The following is a 24,068-nucleotide window of genomic DNA, read 5'->3' as shown; positions in this document are numbered from 1 at the left end:
TCATTCTGCCCACTTGCTCTTTACGCAATTTTTCAATATATAAATCCTGTATTTTGCAATTCGATGCGGAGCGCACTGTGGAGCACTATATCAAAAGACGGTTCCCGCCGGCCTTGTTCAAGAATCTCTTCCTAGATCTGGAAGACCGGTTGAGCGCTTCCGCACTCAAGGCGTTCACGATGGTACGCGACCACGCTGGCCTCGACCCCAAGCCAAGCCGAGAGCTGGAGGGACATGCCCGGTTTCGCATGATGGAGAAGGCGTTTCGAGAAACCTGTGAACTTCACGGTGGCAAGTTGCTCGAGAACGGCATCATTCCGCTCACCGATTTGAAGATCTTCCAGCCTTTCATGCGGTTCGAGGTGAACGGGCAGGGGATCATCTTCGGTCTTGCAGCAATGCCGGAGCCGAAAGCGCTGCCCGTGAAAAACGTGTCGCGTAAGGCTGGCGTAACGCTCAACTACTACCTCTCGCCACGCCTCGACCTTGATGGAACAGGGCCCAAGATCGGTGACATTTTTGTGTTGTTCCTTGTCGCTCGTGACCGTGAGCGGGGTGGAAAGATCAGCGAATTCGCCATCGGTGTGATCGATGCGGCCTATGAGCAATATCTTTTCTACGAGCCGCTCGACAAATACCTTGAAGGTTATGCCGATGAACCGGTAATCGCTCCGGCGCCGTCGTCTGGTACTGGGGCGAAGACACCGATCATCAGCTTGAAAAAGACGATCAAACCGTTTGTACCCCCAGAGCAGCCTGATGGCGACAATGACAACGACCGAGATACGAAGTGACCCGTGCTGATAAAGCCGGGGAAGGAAATGCATGCGTGTAGGAACTCCGGGGTTCGTCCCTGAAAGATTGATCGAGGCGAGAGCAGCACGGCGAATTCTAAGCAAGAAGGCATTGGCTACTCTGATCAGCGTCAACCCCAGCACCGTTACCCGCTGGGAGGACGGGACCAGCGCCCCTGATGCCGATGCCTTAGCCGAGTTGGCGGCTCACCTTCATGTTCGCAGAGAGTTTTTTCTTAGACCGGTCGCCAACAGCGACCGGCCTCTGTTTTACCGCACCTTGGCATCGACCTTGGTGAAAGATCTGAATTACCAGGAATCCCAGATGCATTGGCTGCAGGAAATCAGCAGCATCGTGGAGCATTATGTGGATTTCCCAGAGGTCGATATTCCGGACGTATTGCAAGGCGCATCCTATAAGCAGCTCCGTGACGAGGATATCGAGCAGATCGCCTCTGACCTGCGCACGCATTGGAGCGTCGGTGATGGCCCCTGCATCGACATGATGCCGCTGCTTGAGCGCGTAGGATGTATTGTCGGCTCCATTGAGATGGGGACTTCAAAACTAGATGGCCTTTGCAGCTGGGCTCAAGGAGGCAATCGGCCGCATATTTTGCTATCGACGGACAAGATGTCGTTCCCGCGCCGGCAGATGGATGCCGCGCACGAACTCGGTCATGCAATCCTGCATCGCCACGTTACCGAGGAAGAGCTGAAGAAGGATCTCAAGGAGATCGAGCGCCAGGCGTTTCGGTTTGCGAGCGCATTCCTGATGCCCGCAACGACATATTCCTATGAGGTAAAGAGCGCTTCCCTTGCGTCTCTGCTGTCCCTAAAGGAGCGCTGGCGGGTTTCGGTAAAAGCACAGATACGGCGCCTTTCGGATCTGGACATCATCCCTGCTGACCATGCGACGTCACTGTATAAGCTGTATTCGGCCAAGGGATGGAGCCGGGAAGAACCTCTGGACAAGAACTGGCCAATCTCCGAGCCGACAGTTCTTGCCAACGCCATGCAGCTGATCGTGGACTCGGCCGTCCGCAGCAAGTCCGACCTCCTGAGCGTAGAATTCACCATGAAGGCCGGCGACATCGAAAACCTTACCGCGCTGCCCCCAGGATGGTTCTCAAGAAATGCAGAAGTCATCGGGCTGAAGCTTCGCGAAGCCGTGACAGATCGCACCAGTGGTGAAGCATCGACGATTTTGCCTTTCCCATCGCGGAAGGGATAGGTTTGCGCCAAATGAGGCGCGACCATAGAACTTGCCACGCCCGCGTGGTGGCTATGAATTGTAGAAAGAACCTAAGATGACAATGCAAGATTTTCTCAGTCTTGAAGATGGCGGTTATATTTCCCCTGACCAGGCTGCTGCTCTGAACCGCGACTTAGCAGCGAAGGCATTGTCCGACATCGCCCCCGACGATCGTCAAAATGTGCTGGATTATCTCTTGAATGCAATGGCGATCAATTCAGTCGAATACGATATTCGCGAGAAAATTGACGCTCTCATTATGGACTTGCAGAGCTAATAGCCTGTCGGAAGGCGCCCTCCTCGATGGTAGCGTCAAGCCTTTGAAAGGCCGGTTTTATCCCAACCTCAAGAATATCGAGTAGCCCATAATCGTTTGTACGTTGCGCCTCGTCCTGGAACCAAGTTAGCCACTCTACGACACCTTTCTTGCCTTCAATTTTTTCACGCAAAGCTTCCACGACCAGTTTAACGCATACCTCTATAAGATCCGACTTGGCATCCTCCATCTCTTTCTGAAACGAAGCCCTCTTCTTCCGGAGCGATTTCCCAGCATCGAGCGACAGGGTTTTCAATATTTTTGAGAAAGCATCCAGATAGCGACCGGCGGCGTCAAACATAGAAAGAATAATTTCCTGCGCCGATTGGCTCACACCCGGCATTTTCTTTTTTCTACCACTGACCGAAATTTCCGAAGCCGTCTCGGAGCTGCTATATTCGTGCGCTTGGGACCTCAGCTCGCGCCGGTAGTTGTCGAGAAGGCGAAGCGTCGGTCTATTATGATTAATCTTTGTCATCGCTCGAATCACCCCATAAGCGATTGTTCTAAATCAATATTCGCTCGACTTCATCTAAGCTTACATCATCGCTCCGGCGATCATAAAGCTGCGTAGTGCGGGTAGAAGAGTGATTGGCAATATTGGCTGCCTTCTCTAGCGTTCCACCGTTTTTCAGATAAGCGGTAATACCCGTTGCCCGAAAGGTGTGATTGCACACGGCGGTGCTGATACCTGCCGCGACCGCACGACGTTGAATCATTGCATAGGCGTTGGCTTGGGGCAGGGGATTGCCGGAGAACTGATCAGTGCCGCGCCGGATGGTCTGAAACAACGGCGCTCGGGGCGTACCCTGCAGGCCGGCCGCCTCGATAAAGTCGTCCAGATAGGCTTCAAGCGAATGATGACAGGGCAGTTCGACTTGCTTACCACCTTTTTCATGCAACCGAACCCATAACCGACGGTTCTGGCTAAATACGTCGCGCACCTCCATGCTCGTCGCGGCACCAATCCGGGCGAACGTGTAGGTCATGAGCCCGATCAGGGCGCGATCGCGCTTACCGATCAACTTATCGGTGGAAATGCTGTCCAAGAGCTGACGGGCTTCCTCAGACGAGAGGACAGGGGTCTTGCCCCTTCTACGGGAATGCTTCGGTCCGCGGACGGAATGGGCAGGATTGGACGCCATCGCCTGCCCCATAACGAGCCAGTCGAACAGGTGGCGCACCGCGGCTAGCCGCTGTTTGACGGTTGGTGCCGAGTGCGATCCAGTCAGTTCCTCGACCCAGCCGGCAACATGAATAGGGGTAATCGCGTCGAGCGATTGTGCGCCACGCACATCGCACCAGCCTAAAAACTCGGAAGCAGCTTTGACGTATGATCGGCGGGTATTCGGATTGCGAATCTGGGCGGTGAAGAATTCAAGAAACCGCGTGCGGACCCGTTCTGCGCTTTTCGCAATTGCGACAGGAAATATCTCAGCATCGGATACAGCCACCAAGCTCATTGCGTCCGGCCCCAGGTCCAGCACTCCTCGCGGCAAGCATGATGAAACGCCAGCTCATCCGCAAAGGAGCGGCCGATCCGCCTCGAACCTTCGGCAAAGCCAGAGAGGGCATTTTTTTCCAGTTCGCCATCCTGCAGGCCGCTTTGGTTGACGCAGATCGCCGTCAACAGGGGGAGTTGTCGCGCATGACAGATTTCCAGAAGCCGATCCAGATGACCGTGTTTTCCGTTCATCTGGTGACGTGCCTTGCTCCATTCGACACCACTTGCCTTCGCCAGGTCACCATAGGTAATGCAGATCCCAGAGATAGCCGCCTGCTTCAGGGCGGAAAGTGATTTTTCAAGATCTAGCCCCTGACGTTTACCGGAACGCCGGCCGCGCTCTTCAAGGAGTTCATAGTAAAGCGCAGCGTCGGTCTGGCCGCGCTTTTCAAAGTTCGCGATCCACTGATCGATCTCAGCATCTTTCTTATTGGAAAAATCCGTCATCATCGCACCGCTTTTCAAAGGCCGCGCATAATGGTTTCGATCGCAGTAATCGGAACTGCGTCGTCGATGGCGTGAAGGATCGTCCCGTTTTGGGAGCCGTCTCGTATCTCAATCTGCTGCGAAGCATGGTCATAGCGGAAAGCGTAGTCTTTCCCGTTCACCTTGATCCAGAGCATATTGGCTGGCGACCCGGCATATTGGCGTATCCGGATCGAATCCGCATCAGCCCGCCAGATTATACCACCGAGCACGGTTAGCGCCGATCCCTTGACATTGCCGGCATGATGCTCGGCTCGGTCCATGACACCTTTTGCGTATTCGTTAAGCTGCTGCACGTCCTTCGCAGTGATCGCCATTCACACTCCCTCCTCTATATATGATAAAGGACATTATCATATATAGAGCGACCCGCAAGATTGCAGTTGTGAATTCGACACAACCGAATATGAAAGATCAACAAGGGGACCGGGCATGGCAAATACAGCAGTACTAGTGAAACGCTTCGAAGACCTTGAGACGCAGCTCGGAGAAGTCGAAGCGACGAAACGCTATGAGCATTCAGAATATTTCGCCGGCGAACGCGTCGATAGTGAGAAATTGCTCAATTGGCAGGTCAAGGCCCGCCACCTTCTCTCATTAGCCTGCGGTGCGGACTCGGTTCACCTGAAGGCTTTTCTTAAGTGCGAGGAGCCTAGCGCATATCGCACCAACTACGAGATGACGAAGGAACTGAAAGCCATTTATCTGGCCGCTAAGGAAGACTTCGAGGGCGGGTTTATGACCTCGGTGCGCCAGCTCGTACAAGCGGAGGTTTTCGATACCGAGCTGAACCAGGCACGTGAGCTTCTAGCTGGTGGCTATGCTACCGCCGCAGCCGTGATCACCGGCGTGGTTCTGGAAACAGCCATGCGGGACATGTGTTCAAAGGCTGCTATCATTCCCGGCAGCTTGAACAAGATGAATGCCGACTTGACTAAGGCCGGTGTCTACAACCTCCTTACACAGAAGCGCATCACCGCCATGGCGGATATCCGCAACAATGCCGCCCACGGCAACCCAAGCCAGTTTCAGCCGCAGGATGTCACCGATATGATTACCTATGTCGAGAGTTTCCTCGCCCAGTATTTGTGATGTAGACCGACGAAAGGCTTCGACACACCATCCTTGACAAGTCGCTTTGTAGGCGCCATATATGGCGTGTCTAAAGCAACGGAGTATGGCATGCTTACCTATGTTCCTGAAACTTTCTCGTCGCTGTTTAACACGGATTTGGGCCAGCGCCTTTGGGCCTTTCTCAATGACCACGAAACCGTTCTGCGTATGAAGACCGCATCCGATCTCGGCAAACCAGCCCTTGAAGGAGTCGAGGAGTCGTTGCTCCAAAATTTCGAAGCTGACGTCGATACGTTGACCGAGGACCGCTGGAAGCAGATGATTGGCCATATGACCCGTCAGGTGATGGCCGCGGCCGGTTACGTCATCGCCCAGCAGAACGTGAAGGTGAATTCTGCGGTATTCACGCGGGCGACACGCTACGACAAATCCGGCTCGTTCATGTTTCATGCGCACCGCGCCGGAGGGCGAACGGTCGCTTTGACCGGAGACCGCGCCGGCACCAACCTTCCCAAGGATCAGAAGTGGTCTTACTGGAAGAGCTTCGAAAGTGGCATTCGTGCCCGCATTGGATTTGGCATCGAAGACGAGAAAGCCGTTATCGCTGAAATTCAGCAAAAAGGCTACTACATCCACCATCTGCCTCGGTTATTTCGCGCTGCAAAATAAGAGTGCCACCTAAGATTTACAGCAAGGATGGATCGTCTTCCGATCGATCCTTGCTGTGCCTCCAACTGTCAGTCGTCACTCAAAATTTCTTCGTCCTCACCCTCAGCCAATCCTGATCGAGCAAAAATCGCATTATGCTCCCGTATATCAGCAAAGAAACCTGGAACGATCCCAATACCGGCTCGTTCGATCGCGTCATCAATCGCCATGATCTGTTTAGAGCAACCCGGCAAAAAGTAATTTCCGATCCGCCCTCTATTGTCTTTATACACGTAGTGTTTCTTGAGCTCATCGCGCAATTCAGCACCAAGAATTGCCAGTTCGGACCTCGTCTTGGGAGAAAAAATAGCCGGCGAAATCGGAAAGCTATCAAGGAGCCACTTTTTTAGATTGAAGCCATCAGAGGCGACTGACCACCACCAATAACCAAGCGAGCTACCAAGCAGCGCAAAGACGATATTTGCTTCGTCATGTGTCCTAAATCTATATCCTGCCGTTCGAGCTGGAAGCGACGGCTTGCCATTGATATCGGTGGTTTGTGGGATGTCTCGCCAAACGGGAAACCAGTTATAGGCTGTTCCACCGATATACACTGCTGGCTGTGGGAATTTTGGGGCAGCGGCAGCAAGTGTAGAGAACGAGATAGAATCTCTCAGTTCCATGCCAAGAGGTAGCTTGCGTGAATTTAAATGTTCAAGGGTTTTTGCCTGTACCGCGCTTCCAAGCTTCGGGACACGGGTGAGCATATCGCTATCGAACTGGGCATATCCCAGCGTGGAGAAAAGCTGATCTCGCGATTCTGCGTTCCAACGCTTTAACGGCGTAGTAGCATTCCGACGAGGTGACAAGGATTTAACTCGGGAGAAAAGAGTTATCGAACACCTGGTCCTAACTTCGTTACCGAACAAAGCACTGGGTATCCGATCGAAATGTGACCAAGCAGCGAACGTCCCTTCCACACTAAGGATTCTACGCAATTCTACGAATGGTCTTTTGGTAGAAAACGCAACCGAGAGGGGCAAGATCATACCAAACTGCCCTGAAGACGCCTGCAGGAGCTTCAAGCTTCTTTCAACGACAAGCGTGTAAAGATCTTCGTCGCGGCTCCACCGTTCTAGTGCGGTACTGAACGTTCGACGCAACAACGGGCGATCCAAATCGCGAGGTATCTCTGCATATGGCGGATTACCAATAATTACATCGAAACCGCCCTGATCCATAATCTTGTAAAATTCAAGAAACCAGTGAAACGGCGCATGCGCCTTCAACCATTTTTCATATCCAATCTGGTCGCCTCGCTTCACCCCTGATTCAGAAGCAAGATTCCGATTAAGATCGTTCTCCAATTTAGCCAACCGACCTTTGAGATCGATTTTATTATCTAGAGGGACCGTACCATCGCCCTGTATTTGCTTGGCTCGAAATGCATCAAAAACATGCTGAAGGTCAGCGGCCTCCTTCGTGACGGTATCGAGCGAATTCTCAAAGTCAAATTTGCTATTTAGAGATTTCTTAACCTCGGCCAGCGTCGCATAGCCCACCAACGTGTTGCCAGCGCGAATGTTGAAATCAATATCAGGAAGCGGTTCGATACCCAGATTTCCGGCTTTCTGGTCGGGCTCTACCTGTGCTGCAAGCTTTAGAAATAATCGGAGCTTACAAATCTCAACGGCTTCCTCCATGATATCAACGCCGAAGAGATTGTTGAGAATGATACTCTTCAGAGTGAAGTAGCGGGCATTCGGATGCCCGTTTACCCTCCCTAGTATAGCTTTGAAATCCTCAAACTTCTTTGGCGTAAGCCCCTCATCTAAACGCTCAAGATCGGCGACAAATGCTTCCATTCGCCCAAGGCAGGTCTCGTAAAGCGGTTCGAGGATACTAAGCGCGGCGAATAGGAAAGCGCCCGATCCACATGTCGGATCAAGCACAGTAACATTTTCAATCGCCGTCCAGATTGCCCGTAACAGATCCGGGCCTTCACACCGCTCAATGACATCGTGAGCAAATTGCCGAATATCGATGTTGAGGGCTATAAGGTCATTGATCTCACGGACCTCTCCCGCTTCTAATTTTGCACGAGTTTCTGCATATCGAATCCGTCGAGCCACCACCTCCCGCCAAATTTCGGTCGGTAAACCAAAGTCTGCTGGTGCAGCACGATTCCACTGAGAGCGTTGTCCGGCGTCGTTGATCCCGACAGCTATATCGGGAGGCAGCTCGCGCTCAGTTCCATGTTTGACATCGGAGAAGATATACCGGTCTGGATCATTGCTCAGGTGATCCCAGATCGTCGGACCGCCTGGGTTATCAAAAGCTACCTTGCATTTTTTCTTGGCGGCATCGAGTAAAAAGGGAATTACCGTATTCTTAGAGATATACTCAGTTATATCTTCCTTCGTATAATATGCACCCATTTGCTTTTGGTTGATGTATTTTTCAAAGATGTATCCGAGAACATCTGGATTGATCTCGTCATCATTGCGCAATGGACGCTCGTCCAGGTGCCACTGGTAGCGATCAAAATATGCGAAGATGCGATTGAAGGCTTCGTCTGGAATCTTGATATCCGGGCAACGTTCTTCAATTGAGTGCTTCTCAAAAAGCCCGCCATTCAAATATGGTACTCTGCCTAGGAGCTTGTCGAGTTCAGGGCTCCTCGTCCTCCCTCCAAGTCCTTCGTGAAAGAGACGTAGAAGAAAGTATCGATAGAACGAGTAAAATTTGTCTTGGCCATTTTCCTTTTGGCAGCGCGCCAGCCTATCACGCAGATAATCGCGCTCACTATTCAAAAAGCCCTTTCGCTGCATAAAATAAATAAACATCAGTCTGTTGAGCATCAGCGAGGCGTACCACTCCTTATCTGCAACCTCAGTGATACCGCTGATGAAACCCAAAAAGGCGGTGTGCTCTTTGGTGAACTGATCGTAGAAACGTTTTGTAACGCGTTCCACATCGAACGCAGCACGGGCACGGGCCGTTACATCGACCAGCGTTAGGCTACTCTCCTCGGATAGTGAGAAAGCGATAGCTTCCAGCTTTTGCAAAAAGCCTCGATTACCGGATGATGCATACCAAAAGTGCTCTGGAACCGAGGTTGGTTTTCCTGTTTCCCGGCGTGCCCAGCACCATATTTGTTCAGCACGCCTCCCATCGGTAAAGATAATTAAATGCTCAAGAGTCGTCTTGGAAACCGAGATTTCGATTTTCTTTCGCGTGGCGCGGTCCGGAATTCGATCCTCCCCGGTCACCTGGCAAACCCAGGCGACCATTCCACGCTTCTCAGCTACCGCCTTGAGGCTAAACGTTGTATTCGAAACTGTAACGGACAGGCCGGCTCCATGCCGGTCCCAACCAAGTTCCTCGACAAAAAGCTCTTCGAATTTAAATTGCTCAAGTAATTTTTTGGCGCCATCTGCGTTAAAGTTCATCCCCATCCCCTTCGTCATACCGTCAGACGCGCAAGCCCCAGTGAGCAAATAATTTGCGGCTCACCGGAATTTTCCTCATCTTGTATCAAACAAAGCCGATCTTCTTCTCGGAGCGCCAAAACCAGCTCGGCCAATTTGTCGTCATTAATGCCCACCTTAAGCTGCCGGTTTAAAGTGTCCGTTGCAGATTGGCGCAATGGAAATCGATATATCTCCTCAATGGCCTTGCCGAGTTCCGGCAAGTCGAAAAGAGATCCTTTTACCTTATCAGCATGACGTTTCAGGCGCTCATAGGTGCGGAATCGAGCACCAGATGGCCGCCCGAGCTGGCCACCAACCTGTTTCTCTTCGGCCGCAATGTGCTCCACGCCGTTGGCGACCATCAAATGGTGGTCTTCCTGTCTAGGTAAGGCGGGCGTATTCGGTTCGCAGGCAGCGACTTTCAGAATCTCAAACTGGGACTGAGTGACACTTATCCCTTGCTGATCAACCCACGCGAGGGCGTCATTGCCTTGCCCTGTCCGCATATAAACTAGAGCACCTTGCGGACGGCCGTCCTGCGGAGTGTACGCCTTGGTGGAATACACGACGGACGGAAGCTCCGGCACCGATTTCTGCAAACCCGGATTTGCATCAATCGCATTCTTCCAAATTTGATAGGCGTACGAGGCGAGATCTACCTCAGTATCAGCCTCACCGTCCAAAATTCCGGCATTCTCGTTGTAAAGGTCGACCAGTTCTTCTCGCTCACTTTCATCTTCGAAGAACGCTTCGTCAGTCCCCACGACCTCAGCATTTTCCTTTAACCGCTGACGCACACGTGAACGCAGTTGAATTAAGCGTTCGACTCCGTCGGCCGGAAGAAATGAGTAGCATAGGATTTTTTCTGCTTTTTGCCCTATGCGATCAACACGACCGGCACGTTGGATAAGACGAATAATCGCCCAGGGCAGATCGTAATTCACCAGAATTGCACCATCCTGAAGGTTTTGGCCCTCGCTGAGTACATCGGTAGCAATCAGAATACGCAACTCATCGTCAGGTTTGACAGTGCTACGCTTATTGTTGCTGCCCGGGCTAAACCGCCACGCAAATTCTGTTGGGTCAGATGTTTCTCCTGATACCGCAGCGAGTGATTTGAGGCCCTTTGCCTTTAACTGGCGCTCAAGATAACGAACCGTGTCGGCAAATTGTGAGAAGATCATGACCTTCTCTCCAGGATGCTTCTTCGTCAATAAATCGAACAGAGCTGCCAACTTAGCATCCTTTGAAGGATCCCATTGACCGCAATCGTCAATAATTTTCAAAAGCCGGGCGCTGTCGGCAACTAAGTCCTTCTTCAACTGAGCAACAAACAAGTCCGGTCGGAGCCACTTGAACCTTTTCTTATATTGGTTCGCATAAAGTGCATACGTTTCCGAGGCACGCGCCTTGAAGGCTGCCTCGCCGTGTAATTCGAGAACTACGGCGTCCTGAACCTTTTCGTCCTCACCCTCCGCGAAAAGCTCGGCATCTGCACTTTGATCGTCGACGTCTTCGTCGTAGTTCGCAGTGTCCAAAAGTCCCGCATCCTGCGTTCCAAGCGGAAGGGGAAGGTTATTATCTATGGCATGCAAAAAGATATAGTTTCGAAGAACGTGTCGCTCCAATGACTGTTGGAAAGCCTCGCCACTGCTTTCCAACCGTTTGAACAAGTTGGTACGGCAGAAGCCCATGAGCCGCTTGCCTGCACGGGAGAGGTCGTCAAGCTGTTTTGCTTCGTTTGGTGTCGGTGGCTTGTGAGGTTTCGGTGCAACGTAATTTCCCAGACCATAACGTGGTAGATGCATAAGATTTATGGCGTCCACTACTGGCGCGGAATAAAGCTTTGCATACTGGTCACCGGCATCTTTATCGTTGATTTTAACCCGGAGAGTCCGCGGCACCCGCTCTGGAAAGTAGGAGCGCGAACCATCTTCGAAGGTCAGAAACTTCCGATTATTCGAAGGATCGATCTGAGCATAATTGTCTTGAATAAATGTTCGTGTGCGACGGACCATGTATAGTCGCATTAATTCCCGCCAGTCATCAGCATGATCGCTCTTCTCAAAAGCTGCAAGAGATCTTACAGGGCACTGGTGACGTCGGATAAATTCAGTTTCCCCTATATCCTGAAGCAATCTTTCAGGGCGTACACCGATATCCTGCTCTTCAGGGATAAAAAGGCGAAGTTGATTTGAGAGATCTCCGTATGTTTTGTTATACGGTGTTGCAGACAACAATATGCAACGACTTTCGTTCTCCCTAAGATACTCTTGAATTGCGCGATATCTACGTCCTTCATGATTTCGAAGGTTATGACTCTCGTCAATTAATACAACCCTGTACCTTCGAAGCTCTGGTAACTCCCGCGTAACTTTCGTTACCGACAGCACCTTTGCGAGAAGGCGGTACTCGGCCACATAACCTTCCCACATCTTGACCAGATTTTTGGGGCAGATGATAAGCGTTTCAGTGAAGTGATCATCCTGGAAGATTTTCGCGAGCGCAGTGGCCATCAACGTCTTGCCTAAGCCAACCACGTCGCCGATTAAGACACCGCCGCGCTTATTCAGGTGATGAGCGGCGATCTTAACTGCAGCTTCCTGATAGGCGAAAAGCCGCTTCCCAAATTCAGGTGGTATTCGGAATTCGTTGAGGCCTGCGCGAGCTTCTTGCGCCAGATGGTAGGCCATTTTGACGTAAATCATATAAGGGTCGATAGGTTCTTCGCGCGCCCAGCTCTCCTCAATGACTTCGATCAGTTCCTGAGTGATATCAATGCACCAACGGTCCGACCAACGATCATCAAACCATTTCGCGAGCTTCTCCGTGGCGTCGTGATCAAGAACATCGACGTTCAACTCACCCTGTTTTGAAAGGCCAGAGAGGGTAAGGTTGCTGCTACCTAGAAAGCCAGTGATCGGGTTATTTGGATCTGGCCTAAAAAGTAGGTAGAGCTTTGCGTGCAACGGATGTTTCAAAAAAAGCCGAACTGCGACTTGCTTTGATTTCAACTGGTTAGCAAGTCGGCGCAAGCCGGCCTCGTCAGCATTATTCGGCATGCCCAGAGTCAATTGAACGCGGAACTCTTCCGCTAGCTTCCTCTTCAATCGGAGCGCTGACTGGTTGTCGAGTGGAAGATCTTCCTTGCCGGTTCCCAGACCAATCCGAAGTTCGTCCTGTGGCAGGCGTTGCATACCAACGAGAAGGCGGCATTGATTGCCCTCTCCACCTGGCCATGCAGAAACCAGATCATCTACTGATTTCCAGCCACGCAAGTTGAAATAACCTACGCAGAAATCTCCGCGTTCAGATATCGATAGGGTCTTTCGCAGTGCCGGCAGAAGGCCTGTTTCAATATTGTCAAAAATGCGCGGCATTAAGTATCTCCAGCGCTTTCGTCGCGCCCGCTAAGGCCTCTAGTAAGCCTCTCGATTTCATCTTTACGGAAGCGCCACGCGCCACCGACCTTAAACCCTGGAATCTTACCTTCTGCCGCGAGGCGGTAAGCCGTTTTCTCGTTTAGCTTCAAGTATTCTGCGACTTCCCGGATGGTTAGAATATCCTCACCCATTGAAATGACCCTTTCGGCAAGGTGCGGTGAGAAAATGCAGGAAAATTGCGGAAAATGCAAGCATAGCTAGAAACACTTCATCTCCCACCTACCGACCTAACCCTAGATTTTGCGACCGGGTGAGCTGCTGCTTCAACGTATGGTCATGACTCAACTCTGCAATGCGCGTGCGCTCTACCATGCGAGCGGTCGTCTTGATCTGCTCGGCCTGCTTGGCCAGCTCCGGACGCTTCTCGAGCTCCTTGGCGAAGTCTCGAGGATCGGAATGACCGAACCGCTGCCTGAGTGCATCGGCAACCAGCTTGGCCTCCTCGAGCGCTGTCTGGCCATCCGGGGACGATCGCAGTTCCGCGATAAACTGGCCCCGCTTCTCGATCGGCGTCTTTTCCACCTGGGCGATGATTTCAGCGCTGCGCGGTGTGAGACCGGGAACCTCGACCACATCGCGCTTTTCACGTTGCCACTGTTCGGATTCCCGCGCTGAACCCAAATGCCGTTCCCAGGCAGTGGAAGCATATCCGATATGGGTGGAAACCGACTTCGCATAGTGCAGGGCCGCCTTACGTTCCCTGTTGTTACCCAACAGGCCAGACTTGCCGTGCAACTCCCCGAACCGTTCCGGCTGCTCAGCCATAGTCTTCGCCACCACCTTGCCGTCGCCATCCTTCTCGGTGATGGCGGCTCGCAACTGGTCTGTGACCTTATCCGGATCACGGAAGACACTTGAGGCGACGGATTTGATCGAATCCCAATTGTGTTTCATATGCAGCATCGCCTTTTCGCGGGCGACGTCCTCAATGCTGCGATCGTGACGCGTGATCACCGGCACCAGGGGAGCGGGCTTGGCCGTCTCGGGCTGCAAGGCCTGGCCGGCCGCTTCTGCGCGGCCCTCGCCGGCGCCAGCCGGCGACATAACCTCTGACCACCGGACGCGGCGATAACCCTCCCTCTCCCCTTCCCGGCCGTCCTGCTGACGATCGCCACCGATATTCGATGCGAGATCCTTGCGAGGATCCTCGCGGCGAACAGGGCCGGCCAGATCGCCGGCACGTTCCTCGTAAACCTGACGTTCGGATGGCCGGTCCTGCTGCTCCCGCACCGGATGGGCCGCGCGGGACAAAACCTCTTGGCGCTGCTTTGGGGCAGGAGCAAGTTCGATCTCGCTCTTCACCCCGAACTGTTCCGCGATCCCGCGCCGCTCGGCAAAGTCCCTGACATAATCCAGCGTCGTTTCCTTCGCGCCGGAACGCGACAGGCGGTGTTCAAGCTGGCTATAGGCCAGCTCGCCACCTTCGACCACGCGCCACGAATTGCGCTGCGTCTGCGTTCCGTCCGGAAGCGTGACAGGCGTGGCCCCTTCATGCTGCAGGCCGATCTTGTCACCGATCTGCGGCGAGGCTTCCTGCAGGGCGCGCTTAAGATCGACGCCCCATATCGTGCGCTGCTCGCCCTTGTCGTTTTCCAGCGTCACGAAATAGCTCTCGCGCGCCTCCGGATTATGCTCATAGGGTGCGGCCCCATGCTCCACGAGACGGCCGGCATTGGTGAACTCGTCTTGCGCGGCATAAAGCTGCGCCCCGTCGCGATGCCGGGTCATGGCGACATAGGTCAGATGCTGGTCCATGGTGGTGGACGCCAGCACAAAGGCGCGATCGACCGTCGCCCCCTGATTTTTATGGATGGTGGTCGCATAGCCATGATCAACGGCCTGGTAAGAATTCATCGGCACATTGACGAGGTCGGCCGTTCCTTCCGACGCATGAGACTTCCCGTCGAGCCGCACCTGTATTGAATTCGGCTCGACGGTCTCCACCGTCCCAAGCATCCCGTTCTTCACATCCAGGTCACGGCTGTTTTCAAGGAACACGATCCGGTCGCCCGGCGCGAACTCCCGCTTGCCGTCATTGGTCTGGAAGGTCAGCGCGCCGTTTTCTTCACCTTGCGCCAGCTCGCCGCGCTGCTGAAGGCCGGAACGAATATCCTCGTTGATCGCCCGCACATCGGCGCGGCGATGCGCCATGGCAACCCGGGTACCGTCCGGACGCGCATCACGGTCGGCAAGATAGTCCTGCACGATCGCGGCCCGCACCTCATCGCCGGTCTCCGCAAAACTGATGTTGCCATTGTCCCGATAGGCGGCCAATCCCTCGGCCGTCCGATGGGTGGCAAAGGCAACCGACGCCTCCCGCTGCCAGCCCTCGCGCTGCCGGCGGATTTCCGACAGTTCGACATGACCGAGACGTTCGGCAAGGATGCGGAACGGTGCGCCGGCCGAGATCGCCTGAAGCTGCTGATGGTCTCCGACAAGCACGATCTTCGCGCCACGCTGCTCGACCTCGCCAATGAAGCCGGCAAGCTGCCGGCTTCCCACCATGCCCGCCTCGTCGATGACGAACACGTCGCCGCGGCCGATCGTGCCGCAGTCGTTTTCCCAACCGCGGGACCATGACGCCAGAGTACGGCTCGCAATACCGGAACTTTCCTCCAGGCCCTCGGCAGCCTTCCCGGCCAGCGCCGCGCCATGAACCTTGTAGCCCTGCGCCTCCCATGCTTCGCGCGCCGCTGCTAACATGGTGGACTTGCCAGCGCCGGCGAACCCGACGACAGCGGCGATGCGTTCCGGCCCGGTGACATATTCGATCGCCTGGCGCTGCTCGTCCGAAAGCCGCGCCGAAACATCACCCGAACTTTTCTGGATCGCCTCATCCTGCCGCCCGATCGCGCGGGCGACATGCCGGCGATCGACGCCATGGTTCTGCGCCTGGTGCAAGCGTTCGGCCGCCGACATCATGCCACTTTCGGTCTCGCACATTTCCCGCGTCGAATAGCGAGCCTTCAGAACTTCGCCGGTTTCCGCATTCTTCCGCTCGGCCTGAAGCTGCACCAGCGCCGGCGAGGCCATGACGGAAGCAAAGGCATTCTGATACGCCTGGGCGTCATCGTTGATGTAGCGATGCAGTGCGCGCGCAATGTCGTGCCGATCAAACACGCTCTTCTCAGCTGTGATCAGCGTCAAAACCTGCTCGGGCTTTTGCCGGATCAGCTCGGCGTTGCGTTGCGCCGCCTCTTCGTCCAGTCGCGCCCGCTCGATCTCCATCCCCTGCCGCTGCATCTGCGAGGCATGAACGCCCATGTGCTCGGTCGGTGCGATCTCAAGTCCGCGCTCGGAATGCGAACGGTGGTCGATGCGAATATCCAGCCCCTCACGCATCATCTGTGTATTGGCGATATGCTCCCATGACTGGCGGATGTCCCGAAGCTGCATATCGGTGGTGGCGATACCGTTCGCCAGCAGCCAGGCATTCTTTCGCTCAAGATTGGTCTTCTCGCCCAATCCCTCTTCCGAGACCGCCCGCGTCGTCATCATCACATGCGCATGGTGATTTCTGATATCGCCCTGCTCATGCGGCGCATGGATGGCAAAATCCACAGCCGCGCCATACCGGTTTGCCAAATCCTGAGCGAAGGTCTGCGTTGCCTTCAACCGCCCTTCGGCCGAAAGCTCATGCGGAAGCGCAATCTCGAATTCGCGGGCGACACGAGCGTCCTTGCGATTTTCGGCGCGCTCGGCCGCATTCCACAGGGCCGAACGGTCTAGTGCCCAATCGGCCGAAACACCTTCCGGCAACACGATCTCCGTATGCTCCACGCCCTCTTTCCGGGTGAAGTCATGCACAAGCCCGTCTCGCTCATTGGTCAGGCGAACGGCGCATCGATAGGCGGCCGACGCCACGGCGCTGCGCCCGGACGCCCGCGATATCGGCTTTGCGCTGAGATGGTAGATCGCCAAACGACATCCTCGAATTCTGAGAGAGGATACAGAGCACTGACTTGCGCAGCAAGTCGTAAGTGCGCCCTTAGTAACCTCAATCGCTTCGCTCAATCGGCCACGGTGTCGGCACCTGTTGCGCTACATATGGACAATAATGGTGGTCGAAATTCGCGTATGCGGCATCATAGCTGTGCGAGAAAATGCTACCACAGGACGATAAACTATTGCGAAACATTCATGTTTGATTAGGTTGTAGGCCAACAAAACGGACGGGAGGAAGGAATGGCTAATGATACTGCAGGGACACTCGCCTTACTGATTGACGGGGACAACGCCTCTCCAAAGATCGTCACTGGTCTGCTTGCCGAGATCGCCAACTATGGGGTCGCCAGCGTCAAGCGCATTTACGGCGACTGGACAGGTCCAAACCTCAAAGGCTGGAAAGAGTGCCTTCTTGAGCACTCCATTCAACCTGTCCAGCAGTTCGCCTATACCACTGGGAAGAACGCGACAGACGGCGCGATGATCATCGACGCCATGGACCTGCTCTACACAGGCCGCTTCTCCGGCTTTTGTATCGTTTCAAGCGACAGCGACTTTGCCAGACTTGCGGCGCGGCTCCGAGAACAGGGCGTGACGGTCTACGGCTTTGGAGAGCGCAAGACGCCTCGCCCTTTCATCACAGCATGCGACAAGTTCGTTTATTTCGATGTACTGAACGCCACAGCGCCAGAGCAGGAAGCGCCGGCTATTGCCGTAGAGCGGAAAGCGCGTCAGCCTGTTGTGACGACAGAAGTTACAACGCCCGCCGCCAAACCTGCGCCGATGAAACCGGCACTCGATAAAGTCGCGCTCGAAATGCTCGCGAAGGCCGTGACCGCTTCCGCTGAGGAAGATGGCCGCGCCAATCTCGCGCGTGTCGGCGGCCATCTTGCGAAACAGGCTCCGGATTTCGACGCCCGCAATTATGGTTTTGCGCGCCTCTCCGAGCTGGTCGAGGCCTCCGGCCTCGTGGACATTGAGCGCACCGGCGATCATCCGAAAATCATCATGGTCAAGCTCAAGGCCGCTCCCGCAACGAAGTGAAAGGATAAACCGTGGCAAGGAAGTCCATCGAACAGCGCCTGGCTGAGCTGGATGCGCAGCGCTCGGCGCTGAAAGCCCGGCTCTCGAAACAGGATCGCGCCAACGACACACGCCGCAAGGTACTACTCGGCGCTCTTGTGCTTCATCGTCTCGAAAACAACAACGATCCGGAATTCACCAAGCGCCTCGGTGACTGGTTGCGCCGCGAGCTGCCCGGCTTCCTCACCCGTGACAATGACAAGGCGCTCTTTGCCGATCTGCTCGGGACCGCGCCAGCCGGCACGACAGAGAACAGCAGCAGCACGGAGGCCGCCTCATGAGCCGGGCAACGCTTGCATGGGCCGCCTTCAAGAATATGTTGCGTGCCGCTGCCCGTGATCCGCTATGGGCATTTGTCTCTCTGCTGACGGCTCCCTTTAGAATCTGGAAGCCGCTGCTTGGCGTTCTCTTCCTCCTCGTCATGGCGCTGTTCGTCGTCGGCTTCGGCGGCCGCTTCGCGCTTCAGCAAATGGGCTTCGGCGTCGGGAGCATTCCATTTCTCGCGCTCGACCTCGTGACGCTACTGGTCCTCGTCTGGATCGTTTTCCGCGTTATCACCAATCCGCTGATTATCCACTTCGGGGATATGGCCGACGATACCCATGGCTCGGCGCGCTTCGCCACAAACAAGGAAGTCGCTCCCCTCACCCGCTCCAATTCCGGCTTGCTGATCGGCCGCGATCCGAAGTCAAAAAGCCTCATGCGATATGACGGGCCGGCACATCTTCTCACCATGGCCCCGACGCGCACCGGCAAGGGTGTCGGAACCATCATCCCGAATTTGCTGACCGCGGACCGCTCCGTGATCTGCATCGACCCCAAGGGAGAGAATGCAAAAATAGCTGGCCGCGCGCGGGAAAAATTCGGGCCGGTCCATGTCCTCGACCCCTTCAGCGTCACCGGCATGCGATCGGCCGCGTTCAATCCTCTCGACACGCTCGATCCTGCCAGCCTCGATGTCGCCGAAGACGCCAGCACCCTCGCCGACGCCCTCGTGTTCGATGAACCGGGCATGGCGGGTGAAGCTCATTGGAACGAGGAAGCCAAGGCCCTCATTGCCGGGCTGCTGCTCAAGATCGTCGCCGTCGAATCTCCAGGCAGGCGTCATCTCGGCACGCTGCGTGAATATCTCACGGTCTCTCCGGAGACATTTACCGCCTTGCTCAAGCGTATGCAGGATTCCGACGAGGCAGGCGGCTTGATCGCCAGAGCCGCAAACCGCCACCTGGGCAAGTCCGATCGCGAGGCCGCCGGTGTGCTGTCAGCCGCGCAGCGCCATACCCATTTCCTCGACAGCCCGCGCATGACAACGGCGCTAAGCAGGTCGGATTTCCGCTTTGCCGATCTCAAGCACGGCAACATGACGGTGTTCCTTGTCCTGCCGCCCGATCGTCTGTCCACCTATTCACGCTGGCTGCGCCTGCTCGTCAGCCAAAGCCTGCTCGACATGGCCCGCGATCCGGCAAAACCGGCCGTGCCGGTCCTCTATCTGCTTGATGAATTCGCCTCCCTCGGCCACCTGGCTCCCGTCGAACGCGCTATGGGCCTGATGGCGGGTTACGGGGTCCAGCTCTGGCCGATCCTGCAAGATGTCCACCAGCTGCGCGCCACCTACGGGCAGCGCGCCGGCACCTTCCTCTCAAACGCCGGCGTGCTTCAGGTCTTCGGCATCAACGATCACGACAGCGCCCGCCTCGTCTCCGATCTGCTCGGACAGGAAACCGTCGTGTTCCAGACCATGGCCCGCGCCCTTGATAGCGAGAAATCCGGGATCTCCTACAGCCAGCAACATACCGCCCGGCCACTGCTCACGCCCGACGAGGTGCGCAATCTGCCAGCCCACGGACAATTGTTGTTTCTCGCGGGACAGCGGCCGATCATCGCTGGAAAGCTCGCCTATTATGTAGATCCTGAGTTCAATGGAGCGTTTGATCCGGCATGAGTGACGATGGAGTTAAGGAAGCTGAGGCCATGTTCAAAACGCTGGAATGGACTTTCGGCATGATTGCGCAGAGTGGTCCGGAAAAGCGCCAATATATGGCCGATGCCTACCGCGAAGCACAGGTGTCAACGGCGGAGTAAAAACCGGCCACGGGGCGGAGCAAAAGTCGGCCACTGCGGCGCCGGCCTGAGACCGCCGGGAGGGCTTAAGCCCGAGCGGGGGTCTCGGGCCGGCGTAGCGATTTTTCGGGAGGTTTTCAGCCTGCCTTTCGGGCGCGGCTTTGGGCGAGACGATAGCTGTCGCCGTTCATCTCGAGGATGTTGACATGGTGGGTGATGCGATCGAGCAGGGCACCAGTTAGACGCTCGGACCCCAGGGTTTCCGTCCATTCATCGAAAGGCAGATTGCTGGTGATCAGAGTAGCGCCGCGCTCGTAGCGTTGCGAGATCAGCTCGAACAGCAACTCCGCACCGGTCTTCGACAGCGGCACAAAGCCCAGCTCGTCGATGATGAGCAGCTTGTAGGCTGCCATCTGCTTCTGGAACCGAAGCAGACGCCGCTCATCACGCGCCTCCATCATCTCACTGACCAGGGCGGCGGCCGTCGTGAAGCCGACGGACAAGCCTTTCTGGCATGCGGCCAGCCCGAGGCCGAGGGCCACTTGCGTCTTACCCGTGCCGCTGGGGCCCAGGGCGATGACGTTCTCGCGGCGCTCGATCCATTCGCATCGGGCCAGTTCCAGCACCTGCATCTTGTTCAGCTTAGGTATGGCGGTAAAGTCGCAGCTATCCAAGCTTTTGACGACCGGGAATTTGGCCGCCTTGATCCGGCGTTCGACCTTGCGGCGATCGCGTTCGATCATCTCCCGCTCGGCAAGCCGGAAGAGATATCCGACATGATCGACACCTTCAGTGGCACATAGCCGGGCCAGCTTCTGGTACTCCCGCTGGAAGGTCGGCAGCTTCAGGGTCTTGAGATAATGGGCGAGCAGGATCTCTGGTGCTTCGGTGCTCATGCCGCTTCTCCCGCATCAGACGACAGGAGGCGCATATACGCTTTTACCGAGGTCTTCTCGACCGTCGCCCTTGGCAGGTAGGGATAGATCGCCAGGTCCAATCGCGGCGGCCGGCGCTCGACCCGGCACAGGATCAGATGCTTGACCGCATCGAAGCCGATCGCACCGAGCTGTATCGCCTGCTTCACCGCTGCATGTAGATCGGGAAGGTCGAAGTTTTCCAGGAGACGGAGAACCTGCACATATTCCCGCCGCCCATGCTTGGCCATGCGGCCTTCCATCAGCCGGCGCAGCGTCGCGAACTCCTCCGGCAGGTCCCAGCCCTGGAGTGGCGCTGCCTGATCCAGCGCATTGATCTTCTGCTCGATCAGCGGCAGGTAATGGATGGGATCGAAGACGACGTCTTCGCGTTCCCAGCATCGCGGATGACGCGCGATAATCTCGCCGCGGCAGCCGATTACCACCTCATTGACATAGCCCCGAACCCAGACGTCCTGATGGCCGTAGGCGACCGGCACGGAATAGTCGTTCGTCTTGTAGCGCACCAGCGACTGGGCAGTCACAACAGCGCTGGCCTGATCGCAGGCATCAAACGACGACGCCGGCAAGGGACGCATGGCCGCAAGATCGCGCTGCAGCCGTTCTCCGATCGTCTCGCTCTCGCCCCGCAGCTTGTCGCGCTGGCGTTTGCGGCACTGCTCTTCCAGAAAAGCGTTGAACGCATCCCATGTCGGGAACTGTGGGATCGGTACCATGAAGTTGCGACGGGCATAGCCCACGAGACCCTCGACATTCCCCTTGTCGTTGCCTTTCCCCGGACGACCGTAGCGATCCCGGATCAGATAGTGGGACAGAAAGCCGCTGAACAGCGCTGCCCGCTTGCGTGTGCCGTTCGGCAGGATCTTCGCCACAAGGCAGCGGTCGTTGTCATAGACGATCGACCGCGGTACGGCCCCGAAGAACGCGAACGCATGGATGTGGCCATCGACCCAGGCTTCGGCCACCGCCGCCGGATAGGCCCGCACATAGCACCCGTCGCTATGCGGCAGATCGAGCACAAAGAAGCGCGCCTTCTGCTCCACGCCGCCAATCACGACCGTCGCCTCACCGAAGTCCGCCTGCGCATGGCCGGGCGGATGCGACAGCGGCACGAACACCTCCTGGCGGCGCTGATCACGCTCGCGCATATAATCCTTGATGATCGTGTAGCCGCCGGTGAACCCGCATTCGTCGCGCAGGCGGTCGAACACCCGCTTGGCCGTATGGCGCTGCTTGCGCGGCACCTTCAGGTCTTCATCGAGCCAATGGTCGATCGTCGAAACGAATGCATCCAGCTTCGGACGCCGGATCGGTGATCGCCGCTGATAGCCGGGCGGCGTCGAATAGGCCACCATCTTGGCCACGCTGTCGCGCGATATGTTGAAATGCTTAGCTGCCTGGCGCTTCGTCATTCCTTCTGAAACAGCCAGCCGAACCCTCAGATAAAGTTCCACGGTGTAGATCCCCTGTCCCCCCTGCACTCGTTGCAGAAAGGAAATAGGTGGCCGGATTTTACTCCGCCCGCAGCAGCATTATGCCGCCGCTACCGTGGCCGACTTTTGCACCGCCGCTCTCACGAAGTGCTGTTCGGCAACACAACCATCCGGTTGATTCCAAAATGTCATGCAAGCGTCGGTAAACCGACCCTTGACGAGATTCCATCAAATGACGCCTTTAGCACTCTGGACGATTACAGAGCCTGGAGGAAGAAAACCCGTGATCATCGTGATTAAGGGCATTCATAAGGTCAAACGCAAGCAGGCTAACGGCACCATCAAGACCCACTACTACGCATGGCGTGGCGGTCCAAAGATGGTGTCGGAACCAGGATCCGAGGCATTCGCCGCAGAGCATCTCCGTTTCAAGGAACAGCTCCAGCCGACGAAAACCCCGGATACACTGGAAAGCCTGATCGAATATTTTACCGGAACCGAAGACAAGCCGAACGAGGATTTCCTTCGTCTGGCTCAGTCGACAAGGGACGATCATCTCTATGCTTTCAAGCTGATACGCAAGGAATGGCCAAATCTGCCAGTCCGGCTAACCCAGCAAAAAGGCATGAAGGCCGACATCAGGAAATGGCATCGAAGCTTTGCGAAAAACCCGCGCAAGGCAGACAAGCTGCTCTTCTCGTTGTCGAAGGTTTTTTCCTATGCCTTCGAGGATGAGCTGATCGAGAAGAACCCCTGCAAGGGGATCGGCAGGCTCTACAAGGGCACACGGAAAAACGTCGTCTGGAAGAAAGAACAGATCGATGCTTTCCGGGCCGGAGCCAAGCCGCACATTCTCCTGCCCTGGGAGATCGCTTATCAGACCGGCCAGCGGCAGGGCGACATTTTGTCGCTCACCTGGAATCAGTATGACGGCGAGTATTTGCAGTTTCGCCAATCCAAGGGCGGCAAGAAACTGAAGGTAAAAGTCCGAATCGGTCTGAAACAGATCCTGGACAACACACCGAAGAAGGGAATGCGCATCTGTCTGACCACCAGGGACACCAGCTGGACCAAGGATGGTTTCCAGGCGTCCTGGAAGAAGCAGCTGCAGGAACTGAAAATATACGGCCTGACGTTCCACGATCTGCGCGGCACGTTCATCACTGAGAGATGGGCTGAAGGAAACAGTGCAGACGATATCGCGAAGATATCAGGGCACTCGGTCAAGGACGTCAAGGCTGTGCTGGAGAAGCACTATCTGGCTCCCGATCAGGATGCCAGCGATGCGGTTATCGTCCGTATAGACAAGAACGCTTGAGGAACAATTTCTGTAAACCGTTCCTCAAGCGCTGTAAACCGTCAACATATCCACTACCACGAGAGGAGCTAACATGTTGAAATTATTGGCAGGGGCAGCAGGGTTCGAACCCGCGACCTACGGTTTTGGAGACCGTCGCTCTACCAACTGAGCTATACCCCTATGCGGCATTGCAATGCCTGATCGGCAGAATGCCAGACTGGCGGCGTAACCGCCAGTCAAATTGATTACTCGATGATCGAGGAGACGATGCCTGCACCGACGGTGCGGCCGCCTTCACGGATAGCGAAGCGGAGCTTCTCT

General features: G+C 55.6%; 21 protein-coding genes and 1 tRNA gene. 10 read left to right on the top strand and 12 right to left on the bottom strand.

The features are described 5' to 3' along the window. Window positions 1-77 precede the first annotated feature (77 nt). The 3 genes from FG152_RS21755 (at window position 78) to FG152_RS21745 (ending at window position 2,323) form a co-directional block, all read left to right on the top strand. Window positions 78-794: a hypothetical protein gene (locus FG152_RS21755; RefSeq protein WP_498988339.1), complete on the top strand. Its 717-nt coding sequence runs from the start codon at window positions 78-80 to the stop codon at window positions 792-794. Between the two features lie 31 nt (window positions 795-825). After that, a complete protein-coding gene (locus FG152_RS21750) occupies window positions 826-2,025 on the top strand; it encodes an ImmA/IrrE family metallo-endopeptidase (RefSeq protein WP_498988336.1) in 1,200 nt (399 codons plus the stop codon). A 76-nt stretch (window positions 2,026-2,101) separates the two neighbouring features. Next, window positions 2,102-2,323, top strand: coding sequence for a hypothetical protein (locus FG152_RS21745; protein ID WP_097143351.1), 222 nt, complete (start codon window positions 2,102-2,104; stop codon window positions 2,321-2,323). Here FG152_RS21745 and FG152_RS21740 read toward each other — a convergent pair. Genes FG152_RS21740 through FG152_RS21725 form a run of 4 tightly spaced genes read right to left on the bottom strand, consistent with a single transcriptional unit; the run spans window position 2,304 to window position 4,669 of the window. Then, window positions 2,304-2,840, bottom strand: coding sequence for a hypothetical protein (locus FG152_RS21740; protein ID WP_498988334.1), 537 nt, complete (start codon window positions 2,838-2,840; stop codon window positions 2,304-2,306). The two genes, FG152_RS21745 and FG152_RS21740, sit on opposite strands and share 20 nt — an antisense overlap. Before the next feature lie 28 nt (window positions 2,841-2,868). Then, complete coding sequence (locus tag FG152_RS21735) at window positions 2,869-3,825, bottom strand: tyrosine-type recombinase/integrase (protein WP_498988331.1); 957 nt, start codon at window positions 3,823-3,825, stop codon at window positions 2,869-2,871. After that, window positions 3,822-4,316, bottom strand: a complete 495-nt coding sequence (locus FG152_RS21730; protein ID WP_498988329.1) for a hypothetical protein — start codon at window positions 4,314-4,316, stop codon at window positions 3,822-3,824. The genes FG152_RS21735 and FG152_RS21730 overlap by 4 nt, the downstream gene beginning before the upstream one ends. Window positions 4,317-4,327: 11 nt before the next feature. Beyond that, on the bottom strand, window positions 4,328-4,669 hold the full coding sequence (locus FG152_RS21725) for a Vch_cass14 family protein (protein WP_097143354.1): 342 nt from the start codon (window positions 4,667-4,669) through the stop codon (window positions 4,328-4,330). Window positions 4,670-4,784: 115 nt separating this feature from the next. Here FG152_RS21725 and FG152_RS21720 point away from each other — a divergent pair, with 115 nt between their 5' ends. Beyond that, window positions 4,785-5,444, top strand: a complete 660-nt coding sequence (locus tag FG152_RS21720; RefSeq protein WP_498988327.1) for a DUF4145 domain-containing protein — start codon at window positions 4,785-4,787, stop codon at window positions 5,442-5,444. 90 nt (window positions 5,445-5,534) lie between these two features. Next, entirely contained in the window at window positions 5,535-6,095 is a 561-nt protein-coding gene (locus tag FG152_RS21715; RefSeq protein WP_498988325.1) for a hypothetical protein, read from the top strand. Window positions 6,096-6,163: 68 nt separating this feature from the next. On the opposite strand, the gene FG152_RS21710 is transcribed toward FG152_RS21715, so the two are convergent. The 4 genes from FG152_RS21710 to traA all read right to left on the bottom strand — a co-directional run bounded on the left by FG152_RS21710 (window position 6,164) and on the right by traA (window position 16,911). Further along, entirely contained in the window at window positions 6,164-9,526 is a 3,363-nt protein-coding gene (locus tag FG152_RS21710) for an Eco57I restriction-modification methylase domain-containing protein (RefSeq protein ID WP_498988323.1), read from the bottom strand. Between the two features lie 14 nt (window positions 9,527-9,540). Beyond that, complete coding sequence (locus tag FG152_RS21705) at window positions 9,541-12,927, bottom strand: helicase-related protein (RefSeq protein WP_498988320.1); 3,387 nt, start codon at window positions 12,925-12,927, stop codon at window positions 9,541-9,543. Next, the gene (locus FG152_RS21700; RefSeq protein WP_498988317.1) at window positions 12,927-13,121 is read right to left on the bottom strand and encodes a helix-turn-helix domain-containing protein; all 195 of its coding nucleotides are present in this window, start codon (window positions 13,119-13,121) and stop codon (window positions 12,927-12,929) included. The genes FG152_RS21705 and FG152_RS21700 overlap by 1 nt, the downstream gene beginning before the upstream one ends. Window positions 13,122-13,209: 88 nt before the next feature. Further along, entirely contained in the window at window positions 13,210-16,911 is a 3,702-nt protein-coding gene (gene traA, locus FG152_RS21695; protein ID WP_498988314.1) for a Ti-type conjugative transfer relaxase TraA, read from the bottom strand. A 264-nt stretch (window positions 16,912-17,175) separates the two neighbouring features. Between traA and FG152_RS21690 the strand changes: the two genes are divergently transcribed. From FG152_RS21690 to FG152_RS21675, 4 genes are read left to right on the top strand one after another with little or no spacing between them, the layout of a single operon-like run. After that, complete coding sequence (locus tag FG152_RS21690) at window positions 17,176-17,979, top strand: NYN domain-containing protein (RefSeq protein ID WP_498988311.1); 804 nt, start codon at window positions 17,176-17,178, stop codon at window positions 17,977-17,979. Window positions 17,980-17,990: 11 nt separating this feature from the next. Then, window positions 17,991-18,299 (top strand): mobilization protein, encoded by a 309-nt coding sequence (locus FG152_RS21685; protein ID WP_097143451.1) that lies wholly within the window; start codon window positions 17,991-17,993, stop codon window positions 18,297-18,299. Next, window positions 18,296-19,960: a type IV secretory system conjugative DNA transfer family protein gene (locus tag FG152_RS21680; protein ID WP_498988308.1), complete on the top strand. Its 1,665-nt coding sequence runs from the start codon at window positions 18,296-18,298 to the stop codon at window positions 19,958-19,960. The genes FG152_RS21685 and FG152_RS21680 overlap by 4 nt, the downstream gene beginning before the upstream one ends. Then, window positions 19,957-20,100: a hypothetical protein gene (locus FG152_RS21675; RefSeq protein ID WP_498988305.1), complete on the top strand. Its 144-nt coding sequence runs from the start codon at window positions 19,957-19,959 to the stop codon at window positions 20,098-20,100. Before FG152_RS21680 ends, FG152_RS21675 begins: the two co-directional genes overlap by 4 nt. Before the next feature lie 116 nt (window positions 20,101-20,216). Here FG152_RS21675 and istB read toward each other — a convergent pair whose 3' ends face one another. Then, complete coding sequence (istB, locus tag FG152_RS21670) at window positions 20,217-20,975, bottom strand: IS21-like element helper ATPase IstB (RefSeq protein ID WP_498988303.1); 759 nt, start codon at window positions 20,973-20,975, stop codon at window positions 20,217-20,219. Further along, window positions 20,972-22,468: an IS21 family transposase gene (gene istA / locus FG152_RS21665; protein WP_130517439.1), complete on the bottom strand. Its 1,497-nt coding sequence runs from the start codon at window positions 22,466-22,468 to the stop codon at window positions 20,972-20,974. Before istA ends, istB begins: the two co-directional genes overlap by 4 nt. A gap of 262 nt (window positions 22,469-22,730) precedes the next feature. Here istA and FG152_RS21660 point away from each other — a divergent pair, with 262 nt between their 5' ends. Then, complete coding sequence (locus FG152_RS21660; RefSeq protein WP_151688057.1) at window positions 22,731-23,765, top strand: tyrosine-type recombinase/integrase; 1,035 nt, start codon at window positions 22,731-22,733, stop codon at window positions 23,763-23,765. A gap of 86 nt (window positions 23,766-23,851) precedes the next feature. On the opposite strand, the gene FG152_RS21655 is transcribed toward FG152_RS21660, so the two are convergent. Together FG152_RS21655 and FG152_RS21650 are read right to left on the bottom strand one after the other, a co-directional pair. Next, window positions 23,852-23,927: transfer RNA gene (locus tag FG152_RS21655), tRNA-Trp, on the bottom strand. A 65-nt stretch (window positions 23,928-23,992) separates the two neighbouring features. Continuing rightward, window positions 23,993-24,068 (bottom strand): EF-Tu C-terminal domain-related protein (locus tag FG152_RS21650; protein WP_080641667.1); only part of this gene is annotated, 76 nt, incomplete at its 5' end.

The organism is Ochrobactrum sp. XJ1 (assembly GCF_024701725.1).
Lineage (GTDB): Bacteria > Pseudomonadota > Alphaproteobacteria > Rhizobiales > Rhizobiaceae > Brucella > Brucella anthropi.
Note: the sequence above shows the minus strand (reverse complement) of the source record. Positions and strands in the feature narration are given on the sequence as shown.